Annotated in this window: 6 protein-coding genes; all 6 read right to left on the bottom strand. The window is 59.7% G+C overall.

What is annotated here, in order from left to right; translation table 11 throughout:
• Window positions 1–15: 15 nt before the first annotated feature.
• The 6 genes from CXB49_RS07330 to CXB49_RS07310 all read right to left on the bottom strand — a co-directional run bounded on the left by CXB49_RS07330 (window position 16) and on the right by CXB49_RS07310 (window position 10,814).
• Window positions 16–1,701 (bottom strand): ShlB/FhaC/HecB family hemolysin secretion/activation protein, encoded by a 1,686-nt coding sequence (locus CXB49_RS07330; protein ID WP_199406797.1) that lies wholly within the window; start codon window positions 1,699–1,701, stop codon window positions 16–18.
• Between the two features lie 318 nt (window positions 1,702–2,019).
• A complete protein-coding gene (locus tag CXB49_RS24085; RefSeq protein ID WP_158300660.1) occupies window positions 2,020–6,993 on the bottom strand; it encodes a calcium-binding protein in 4,974 nt (1,657 codons plus the stop codon).
• Between the two features lie 226 nt (window positions 6,994–7,219).
• Window positions 7,220–7,600 (bottom strand): hypothetical protein, encoded by a 381-nt coding sequence (locus CXB49_RS23310; protein ID WP_158300659.1) that lies wholly within the window; start codon window positions 7,598–7,600, stop codon window positions 7,220–7,222.
• 100 nt (window positions 7,601–7,700) lie between these two features.
• Window positions 7,701–8,099 (bottom strand): hypothetical protein, encoded by a 399-nt coding sequence (locus CXB49_RS07320; protein WP_158300658.1) that lies wholly within the window; start codon window positions 8,097–8,099, stop codon window positions 7,701–7,703.
• An 80-nt stretch (window positions 8,100–8,179) separates the two neighbouring features.
• A complete protein-coding gene (locus CXB49_RS07315; protein WP_101707778.1) occupies window positions 8,180–9,391 on the bottom strand; it encodes a glycosyltransferase family 4 protein in 1,212 nt (403 codons plus the stop codon).
• A 1-nt stretch (window position 9,392) separates the two neighbouring features.
• Complete coding sequence (locus CXB49_RS07310; protein ID WP_101707777.1) at window positions 9,393–10,814, bottom strand: HlyD family type I secretion periplasmic adaptor subunit; 1,422 nt, start codon at window positions 10,812–10,814, stop codon at window positions 9,393–9,395.
• Window positions 10,815–10,819: the final 5 nt, after the last annotated feature.

The raw sequence follows: 10,819 nt of genomic DNA, 5'->3' as shown, positions 1-10,819 counted from the left end.
TCGGATTCTCAAAGATCAAAACTGGAGATTCAGATTGAAGCCCGCCGTGGCGGCGGCGGTGTCAAAACCGGCGGGTTTCACAATCGGCCAGCCGGTGAACAGCTCATAGGAAACGTTCTGCATCAGGACGCCCCGCAAACCCAGCGCGCACCCGGCCAGTTGCCGTCCTCGCAGATAAGTTGCGCCTTGACCGTAAACGCGGCCGGCATCCAGGCCCAGATACCCTTCCTGGCCGCTGTGTCCCAGCGCCCAAGCCAACTCATTGCGCCACAACCAACCGCGCTCGCTCGACAAGCTCAGCTCCCCGTCGAACCCCCGCACGGTATAGCGTCCACCAATCGCGAATCGATCCTGGGCGGCGAGCGGTCCCTTGCTCCACTGACCACGCACCAGCGCGCTGTAGCGGCCGTTCTGGCTGCCCAGCTTGAATGGCACGGTCAGGTTGATATCCGACAGCACAATGCTTGGCCGGGAACTCCCGTCTCCCGAGGCTTCTTCCGGGGCGGGCAATGCGCCGAGCGCGCCGGTGCCATGCCGCCAGGTGAGGCTGGCATCCAGCGTATTGCGGCCAAGATAGGCCCGATGGTTTAAACCCAGCTCCCAACCCGCCGTCTGGCGGTGCTGGATCTGGATTTCAGTGTCGTCGACAAAATTGCGCGATTTGCGCTGATAGCCCCGCAAGCTCAGGGTGGTCTTATGCGCATTGTCGCGATACAACACCCGCGACAGAAACAGCTGGCTGTTCTCGCTATCACCGCGATAGATATAGGTTTCATTAGCGCCGGCGATCTGCTGAAAATAACGGTAGTGGCTATAGGCGCCGCCCAACTGCCAGTAGCCGAAGGGAATGGAGTAATTGACGGCCCGGCTGCGGGAGCCCAGCGGCTGATCCTGGAACAGATCCTTGCCCAGGCTCAGGCTGAATAGATCGTCCAGCGTCAGTAAATTGTCGAGGGAAACCGAAACATTTCCCTGATACCGGCCAGTGGCCTTGGAACCGCCATCGTCCAGGCTCAATCCCAAACGCACCGGCCTGCTTTCCTTCCAGGCGATCACCAGATCGCTTTGTCCCTCCTCCGTCGCGGGCTCGATCTGAATATCGGCATCCAACGCAGGCACGCGCTTGAAGTTCTCCAGCGCCTGCTCAATATCGCGCAGATTCAACACATCCCCAGGTCGCGCCGGCATCGCATTGAACCAGCGCGCGCGCGCAGGCACCGGATCCGCGAAGCGGATCGAATGAATGCGCCCCGGAACCATGGTCAAGGTCAGGGTGCCGGATGCGAGATCTTGCGGCCGCACAAATACTCTGGAAGTGACAAAACCCCGGCTGATCAGGCTGTTCTGCACCTTTTGCATGACCAGATTGACGCCCTTCGCCCCAAGGCAGCGCTGCTTGGCGTTTTGCGCGGCTTCCAGCGCCCACTGAAATCTGGCGGACAACTCACCTTCCAAAACCAATTGTCGGATCGGAAAGCAAGGCCGCTCATCGGAAGGGTAATCAGGAAGGACAGACACATCGCGCGGCAGACGGACATCAGGGGCCGCCTGCTGTTGCTCTTGCCGAAGCCGGTCACGCTCCTGCTGACGAAGCAATTCCTGATCAGCCAGAGACGCGTCGAATGGAACGGCGGAGACTGAAATGGAAAAGCTGCATCCTGCCAGCAAGCAGGCCGCGCGATATACAGAAAAGGTGTGCAAAATGTATCAACATACTGATGAATGAATATTTTGAGCATTTTCAACTCAAACAAACATCTTATCAATGTGTTAATTGCCAATATTTCAGTAATAAATGAATTTTCAGACCATTCCCATGCCAACTACCAGGTGATGGCTCAAACGCCACAAACAAAAACTGAATCCCTGGCTGCGATCTGTACTGGACCGTGGCTCCAGAAAATCTCTGACCACATACATTCATCAGGAACATCGATTAGAAACCCAGGCGGGCCGCAATAGCGGCCAACCTTCAGGGCATCCGCCATCTCAAAGAGAAAACAGCCACCAAAGCCGAGACTACTGCCAACTCGACGACACAATCGTCTCCTGCACGGCGTCAAACTCGGCCGGCATGGTTTCCGACGCGCTACTTGACGGAGAAAATCCCGCCATCGCATCGACCAGCGACTGCACTTGGCTGGACATCAGAGTTTTTCCGTCGGAAGTTTTAAACCACTCAATCTGATAAGCCTTGTCCAGGAACCAGTTTTCCACCGTCACCTTGTCTTCGGTACCGATGACGCTGATCTCGAGATGATCATCAGACTGACGGAAGAACAGCCGGTCGGCGTCAACCTCCATCAGCAGCTCGTCGCGGAAGTTCTCGTCCCAGTCGCCATGGTTGCGATAGTCGCCGCAGTTGTCGACGATCCGGTCCTGGCCGTCGCCCAGGGCGAACAGATAGCGGTCCTTCTCGACGCTGCCGTTGATGGTGTCGTTGCCGGTTCCGCCTTCAAAGGTGTTGTGATGCCCGCCCCAGTTGTTGTTCAACTCGTCGTCGCCGGCCCCGCCGCGCAGCGTGTTGACGCCGGAGCCTGCGTTCAGCACATCGTCGCCATCCCCGCCGTCCAGCAAGTCATCGCCGTTGCCGCCGTTCAGCGTGTCCTCATCCGCGCCGCCGAACAGGCTGTCGTCGCCGTCCCAGCCATTCAACAGATCCTGCCCCGCATCGCCGTGCAGCGAGTCGGCCAGCCCGTTGCCGTTCAATGTGTCATTGCCGTTCTGACCATGCACGTCGCGCCCCGCCGCGCCGCGAACCACGGCATAGGCATCGTCGCCATCGCCAGGACGCTGCGTCTGATCTGTCAGGCTCTGAGCCTCCCACTCCGAGCCATCGGCGAAACGAACCCGCTCAAGCCAGAACGCCTTGTCGGCGAACCAGTTTTTCACCCGTACGCTGTCGCCATCGTTGCCAACCTGGAACAACATGTCGTCGCCGTCTCGACCCGCCCTGACGTCTTCCGAACCGATCCCGGCGCCGAATACCAGCTCGTCGCGGAAATTCTCGTCCCAGTCGCCATGACTGCGATAATCGCCGCAGTTGTCGACGATCAGGTCTTGGCCATCGCCCAGATTGAACAGGTAGCGGTCTTTCTCGACACTGCCGTTGGCGGTGTCGTTGCCAGCGCCGCCTTCGAAGGTATTGTGGTGACCACCCCAGTTATTGTTCAACTCATCGTCGCCGGCTCCGCCGCGCAAGGTGTTGACGCCGGAGCCGGCGTTCAGCACGTCGTCGCCGTCGCCGCCATCCAGCAGGTCATCGCCGTTGTCGCCATTAAGCGTGTCCTTGCCCGCGCCGCCGAACAGGCTGTCATTGCCATCCCCGCCATGCAGCAGGTCCAGTCCCACGTCGCCGTACAGCGAATCAGCCAGACGTCCTCCCGTCAATGTGTCATTGCCGTCCTGGCCATACACATCGCGCCCCGCCGCACCGGAAACCACGGCGTAGGCATCGTCGCCATCGCCCGGACGCAGCACCTGATCGGTCAGGCGCTGCGCATCCCGCTCCGAGCCATCGGCGAAGATCAGCCGTTCGATCCAGAATGCCTTGTCGGCAAACCAGTCCCTCACTCGCACGCTGTCGCCGCCGCTATCAAGCTGGAACAGCATGTCGTTGCCGTCTCGGCTGGCCTTGACGTCTTCCGGACCGATGCCAGCGCCGAACACCAGTTCGTCGCGGAAGTTCTCGTCCCAATCACCATGGTTGCGATAGTCGCCGCAGTTGTCGACGATCAGGTCCTGACCATCGCCCAAATTGAACAAGTAGCGGTCCATCTCGACGCTGCCGTTGACGGTGTCGTTGCCAGTGCCGCCTTCGAAGCTGTTGTGATGCCCGCCCCAGTTATTGTTCAACTCATCATCGCCGGCCCCGCCGCGCAAGGTGTTGACGCCGGAACCGGCGTTCAGCACGTCGTCGCCATCGCCACCGTCCAGCAGATCATCCCCGTTGCCGCCAGTGAGCGTGTCCTTGCCAGCGCCGCCGAACAGACTATCGTTGCCGTCGCCGCCACTCAACACGTCCTGTCCCGCGTCGCCATACAGCGAGTCGGCCAGGCCGCCGCCGCTCAGCGTATCGTCGCCATCCAAGCCATGCACATCCCGCGCGACATCGCCCGGTGTCGCCGCATAGTCATCATCGCCATCGGTGCACGCGGAAACCCGCTCCGTCAGCGTTTTCGCATCCCATTCAATCCCATCTGCGAAGGCCACCCTTTCGATCCAGAACGCCTTGTCGGCGAACCAGTCCCTCACCCTCACGCTGTCGCCGCCTCCGACCCGAAACACCATGTCATTGCCGTCACAAACGGTCTCGACATCGTCCGGACGAATGCCCGTGCCGAACACCAGCTCGTCGCGGAAGTTCTCATCCTCATCGCCATGGTGGCGATAATCGCCGCAGTTGTCGACGATCAAGTCCTGGCCGTCGCCCAGAGAGAACAGGTAGCGATCCTTCTCGACGCTACCGTTGAGCGTGTCGTTGCCGGCGCCGCCTTCGAAGGTGTTATGATGGCCGCCCCGGTTGTTGTTCAACTGATCGTCCCCGGCGCCGCCTCGCAAGGTATTGGTGCCAGAACCTGCATTCAGCACATCGTCGTCATCCCCACCGTCCAGCAGGTCGTCGCCATCACCGCCGTTGAGGGTATCCATTCCCACGCCGCCAAACAGACTGTCGCCCCCATCCCCGCCATTCAACAGGTCCTCCCCCGCGTCGCCATGCAGGGAGTCGGCCAAATGATTGCCCGTCATCGTGTCATCGCCGGCCAAGCCATGCACATCGGTGCCGGCCGCGCCGTAAACCACGGCGTACGCATCGTCGTCATCGCCAGGGCGCTGCGCCTGATTGGTCACGCTCTGCGCACGCCACTCGGTGCCGTCGGCAAAGATCAGTCGCTCGATCCAGAACGCCTTGTCGACGAACCAGTCCCGCACACGCACACTGTCGCCGCCGCTGCCGACCTGGAACAGCATGTCGTTGCCGTCTCGACCAGCCTTGACATCTTCCGGCCCGATGCCGGCGCCGAACACCAGTTCATCACGGAAGCTTGCATCCCAGTCGGCATGGTGCCGGTAATGCCGCACATTATCGGTAATCAGGTCCTGCCCATCGCCAGGATTGAACACATACGCATCCTTGGCATGACTGCCAACCATCGTGTCCTCGCCGGCACCTCCCTCAAAGACATTGCCCCCCTCCCACCAGTCCGCCAGCAACGCGTCGTTGCCGATGCCGCCGCGCAAAGTATCGGCCCCCGAACCGCCATTGAGCACATCGTCGCCATCCCCTCCCTCCAAGAAATCATTTCCAGCGCCGCCATTGAGAACATCATTACCGCCGACGCCCAGAATCCTGTCGTCGCCTCCCCCACCGTCAAGCGTGTCATCAGCGCCATCGCCAAGCAGCACCTTGTACTGCAGCACTTCCTTCGCCTCGTTGGACAAACTGGGCATCAGTGCCGTCAAACTTTCCCGATAGGAATCCCGAAAGGAGCGGTTGTAATTTCCCAGATGATTGAGCATCTCGTTGAAGCGATCCAATTGCCTCAACTCCCCTTGAGCGGCCCGCTCCACGATGAATGCATTCACCGCCGACCAATCCATGCAGATTTTTTTCCGCTCCGTATCGTATCGGATGGATGTCTTGTCCATCACCGACTTGAACTCGGTCTGCGCCAGCAATTGGGCTTCGACATAACCGGCAAACTTGTCAAACTCGGCCTTCAACAGCGGGGCCGCCACGCCATGCGGGTTGGCGTCACGCTCTCCCCAGCACCAGATGCCGACATATCCTTCTCCGACCAGCTTCTCCAAGGTCACCAGCTGACGCGCGTCCATCACATGCCCGTACCCTTTTCCGGGGTCCCTGCTGCCTGGGTCGATACCCTCCACACCCGCCCATCGATAGATCAGCGGCAACAGCGCGGCTTTAGCAGCCTCCGGCGTTTCCGCCGTGACATATTGCTCAACCAAGCCGCGCAACGTCTCGTCATCCCGCATCGCCTGACGCAGATCCGGCAGCTCGCCAAACCCGCGCGCGGTCGGCAATCTCAATAAATCCTCCGACAAGGCTTTGGCGTCCATATTTCTGGAATCCGCGCGATTCACGGCAAACCATACGTCAACGGCGTCCGTGCTACGGCCATCCTGCCACTGCGTCTGGCTCGCCTGCCTGTGCTGATTGCCGGCATCATCGGTCTTGTCTTGCTCGGCATACTGCAGATCGATCGAAACCAGCCCGGACTCGGATAGTGTTTTCAACTCATCCGCGCGGCTGATGCCATCGCCATCCTTGTCTTGCCACAGTTTCAAGTTGGACCAGGCCTCGTCCCGGCTATCCAGCCTTCCATCCTGGTTGCCGTCCAGCTCTATCAGCGCGCCGAAGCCGTTATCCGCCTTCTCTCCACTGGCCAGCAGCGTTTCGCTTCCAAACAGCTCGCCGCCATCGTCGATCAGGCCATTGCCATTGCGATCCAGCACCAGCAAGGCATCACCGGCCCCGACCCAGCCTGTTCTCTCGGCAAACCGGTTGCCATCCAAATCGAAATAAGCGCCCTCTGCACGGGAAACCGTCTCCACACCATCTCCGTCGAGATCGATGATGATGGGCGAGATAGTCTGAGCCGGCTTGCTGAAATCAGGAAACTCATTGGCACGTATCAACTTTGAAAGATTTTTCCATGCGGATGAGACGATGCCATCGGCCTCGTCGTCCGCCCCGCCGGGCAAATTGTTTCCAGAACCGGGCGCCCAATCCTCGCCGATATTGTCATTTGTCGGCTCTGGAAGGCCGGAGCGCCGCAATGCTTCGTCTACGGCCGTATTCGAGTTCTGATCCAACGGCCGGTACTGATGGCCCTCCTTGCCGATATCCCGCATCGCATCTTTAATTTTCTGCCAATCAGATGAAAGATCCTTTCCCTCCTTGACAATTTCCTTTGAATCTATCCCATACTCATCATAATCAACGAAACCCTTTTGATAAATCCCAACCACTGTTTCTATATTTCCATAAGGTGATCCAGACGACCTGCTTTGCGCCTCTGAAAAATCACCAGAACCGTGATTGCCATTATGATCTGCAGGAGGCCCCCCTCGCGCAGCATACTGCCTGCCACTCGAATCTGTATATACAATATACTTGTGGTAGTAGCCAAGACCTAGCAAAACATATCTTACCTCTATCCTTTCCATATCACCCTCCGGCTAGTCCGCCTAAAAATCATGATGTACGGTAAATTAATCTTCCATCGACGCTGCTAACCACATCATTCTCAAAATTAACAGTGACTCGAATCTCATCATGAAACCCAATAATATTCATCGAACTCCTAACAATATAAACGGCACCAATAGATTGCTTTTCATTAGCTGAAATCGGCAAATAATATAGTTTAAAGTTACGGTCCGTTAAGTATTTTTCAACAGCTTCTTTTCTTCCACCAATCACTATATGCCTTCTTGCTATATCCGAAATGTCGACATAGGCACGCCTATTCACCTTTCTCAGCTGCTTGACATCGCCAATAATTCCGTCATCCACCCCACAGCCATGAAAGAGAAGAAAAACACTCAAAACCATCGCAGTCAGCACCTTCCTCACTCCCCACCTCCTTTCGTCTCATACTCATCACCACTGTCGCATCACCAGCCTCCACACAGCCGCTCCGATATTCAAGCGCCCCGAATACCTCTCCAAAAAATCACAGGGCATGATAAAATACCCATCCCTCAACGCCACTCACAGCACCATTCTCAAATTCAACAACAATTCGAATCTCATCATGAAATCCCAAAAAATTTACTGAGCCTCTCACAATGTGAGCCACCATAATTTCTTGCTTCTTATCAGCCAAAATCGGCTGCGGGTATAGCTCAAACTTGCACGCCTTCAAATATTGCTCCACCTGCTCCTGCCTCGCGCCAATCGATATGTATTTTTTTACAATATTTTCAATATTCATCTTCGTACTTCCATCCACCTTCCGAACCTGCTTCGCATCGCCAACCATCTCGCAGGCCACCACACCCTGCCGAAAGTAAATAAGGAGGCCAAGAACCATTGCGCTCATCAAAAGCATTGCAATCATTGCTTTCTTCACTTCAATCTCCTTCATTGGCCAAATCTGGAAAGCGTTCCGCGCTGCCTCATATTTCTGATAACAAAATCAAACACTGCCTCTTACTCAACCATCGCCAATTCCGGAACACCCAATAAGCTCCGATACGTCGCTTGTGCGCCAAGCACGCTGAAACGCTCAGCCGTCAGCCTTGCCTGCTTTCGCATAGCCAGGCGGTCGTCCCGCAACGCGCCCCTGACCCGCTCCACCCAAGCCTCCCCATCAAAGAAACTCACCAGATGCCCATTTACCCCATCGCGCATCACCTCCCGAACCGGCGCCGTGTCCGACGCCACGATCCGGCAGCCGCTGGCCAGCGCCTCCAGCAAGCTCCACGACAACACAAAGGGATAGCTCAGGTAGACGTGCGCCGCCGACACCTGCAGCACCTTGCGATAGACCTCGTACGGCACCTTGCCCAGGAAGTGCACCCGATTCAGGTCCATCGGGTTCTCGCACAGCAATTTCTCCCGCCAGTTGGCGGCATCCGTCGGCGCATTGCCGTAGCTGACGCCATCTCCGCCGACGATCACCACCTGGCAGTCCGGCTCGGCCCGCAGCAGCGCGGGCAACGCCCGCATCAAGACGTGGAAGCCACGGTAAGGCTCCAGATTGCGCGCGACGTAGGTGACGATCTTCTGCCCAGCCCTCACAGTGCGACCATTCGGCAGCGTCAACGCGGCCTTCGGGTCCGGGCCCAACAGTTCGGTGCGGATGCCCTCATGCGCGACATGCAGCTTGTCGCGATAGGCCGCCGGATGCAGGCTGTGCTGCCAATGGGTCGGGCAGATGCCGGCGTCGGCGTTTTCCAGGTTCAGCAGGTGCAGCGCGTTGCGCGCCCGCAACCGCGCCGCGCCATCCAGGCTCAGCAGGAATTCCGGGTCGAAGTCGGCATCGGCGCCGCGGCCGTGGTAGAAGTATTCGCAGTAGTGAATCAACCGCGCGCCGGGGAACAGGTCTTTCAGGAACAGCGTTTCTCCCCAGCCTGGATGCGCCAGGATCACGTCGGGTCGGTAGCCGCGGCCGGCCAGCGGCTGCAACGCCCTCAGTACCGCCTGGCCGTGCAGCACCGCATCTTCGTAGCTGATCAGATACGGATGCGTGGTCGGATGCGGGCCGCGATGTGGCCGATAGCGCAACAGCCTTACCCCCGGCAGGCCCGGCGCGGTATCGCGCCCCACCGCCAGCAGCTCGACGCCAGGCCGGGCTTTCAGATCATTGGCGATGTGGCACAGCTGGCCGGGGAAGTTCTGGTGGATCAGCAGCACTCTCATCTCAGCGCTCCCGCAGGCCTTCGCCGACATGTGCCTGCAAGGGACTGAGGAAGTAGTCGATCACCCGGCGCCGGCCAGTCTTGATCTCGGCGCTGACCGCCATGCCGGCGCTCAGATTGACCCGGGCGCCGTCTATCATCAGGTGGTTTTGCTTCAGCCGGATCCGCGCCGGGAACAGCAGACCGCGCTTCTCGTCCTGCTGCGCGTCGTGGCTGACCGTTTCCACCACGCCGTCCAGATAGCCGTAGCGGGTGTAAGGGAAGCTTTCCACCTTGACCGTCACCACCTGGCCCGGCCGGACGAAGCCGATGTCCTTGTTCTCGATCTGCGCTTCCACTTCCAACGTCTCGTTGGCCGGCACCACCGCCAGCAGCGGCTGGGCCTCGGTGACCACGCCGCCGACAGTGTGGATGGCCAGTTGCTGCACGCTGCCGGACACCGGCGCGGCGAGCCGGGTCAAGGCCTGGCGCCGGTCAGTCTTCTTCACGTCCTCGCCGGACTGGGTGGCCTGTTCGCGCGCTTCGCGCAGCTTGTCCAGCGCGTCGCGGCGGAAGTCGGCGCTCAACGCTTGCAGCTCTTCGCGCTGGCTGGCGATGGCGGCGGCCAATTCCCGAATGCGGCTTTGCTGGCTGGCCAGATCACCCTGCTGCTCGATGCGCGCCTGTTGCTTGTCCAGATAGGCGTGCCTGGAGATGAAGTTCTTGCCCAGCAATTCCTGGTAGTCGTGCTCGCGCGCCTCCGCCAGCCGCACCGTGCCCTGCAGTTTGATCACCTGCTGGCGGGTGGTGGACAGTTCGGCCTCGCGCTGCCGCAACGTGGCCTGCAATGCCTCGCGCTTGGCCTGGTAGGCGCGCCACTGGCCGACGGCCAGCGTCTCCTCGCTCAGTTGCCTGGCTTCATCGATCCCCTCCAGCGTCTCCAGCTGCGGCAGCCTGCCGCCATCCAGCGCGGTCAGCAGCGCCTGGTAGCGGGCGGCGGCCAACCGGGCGGTGGCCCACGCGTCGCCGGCCTTGCGCTGGTCGGCGCCGGCGGCGGTGGCGTCCAGTTCGATCAACAGCTGGCCGGCCCTGACCTGCTGGCCGTCGCGCACGTGGATGGCCTTGATCACGCCCGGCTCCAGCGGCTGGATGATCTTGGTGCGGCCGCCGCTGACGGTCTTGCCGCCGGCGACGGCGACGATGTCCAGCTGGCCGATCAGCGCCCACATCAGCGCGCAGCCGAACAGCGCGACGATGACCCGCATGCTCCAACGCGGCAGCGGCGACACCGGACTGTCGGTCAATTCCAGGTGGGCCGGCAGGAAGGCCAGCTCGTCCTCGCGACGCGGCTTGGGGTCCAGCCGATGGCGGATGGCCCAGTGCGCGGCGAAGGCCTGGCGGTAGCGTTGCAGGCAGGCGTTCCATGCCTCGATCCGATGTTTCATCGCGG

The organism is Chromobacterium sp. ATCC 53434, assembly GCF_002848345.1.
Classification (GTDB): domain Bacteria; phylum Pseudomonadota; class Gammaproteobacteria; order Burkholderiales; family Chromobacteriaceae; genus Chromobacterium.
Note: the sequence above shows the minus strand (reverse complement) of the source record. Positions and strands in the feature narration are given on the sequence as shown.

Bases quoted from the DNA above. Each gene is read 5' to 3' on its own strand.
- CXB49_RS07310 (WP_101707777.1), bottom strand. From the start codon at position 10,814: ATGAAACATCGGATCGAGGCATGGAACGCCTGCCTGCAACGCTACCGC.
- CXB49_RS07315 (WP_101707778.1), bottom strand. From the start codon at position 9,391: ATGAGAGTGCTGCTGATCCACCAGAACTTCCCCGGCCAGCTGTGCCAC.